Genomic DNA, 261 nt, shown 5'->3' on the forward strand with positions numbered 1-261 from the left:
GGTTCGAGGTGGAAGCATGGTGACATGTGGAGCTGACGAATACTAATAGATCGAGGACTTAACCATATAATATGTAGCAATGTTATCTAGTTTTGAGAGAACATAAAAAATTTGTTGACTTTTAAAGTGAATAAGTTATAATAATGATTGTCTCAAAAGAATAATGTCTGGTAATGATGGCAGAGAGGTCACACCCGTTCCCATACCGAACACGGAAGTTAAGCTCTCTAGCGCCGATGGTAGTTGGGACCTTGTCCCTGT

1 rRNA gene (only partly in view) is annotated in these 261 nt (G+C 39.8%); it reads left to right on the plus strand.

Annotation, left to right across the window (positions count from 1 at the left end):
* Nucleotides 1-166: 166 nt before the first annotated feature.
* A 5S ribosomal RNA gene (gene rrf / locus ACLBXA_RS00005) occupies nt 167-261 on the plus strand; it runs 34 nt beyond the window's last position.

Source organism: Bacillus sp. D48C, assembly GCF_053345735.1.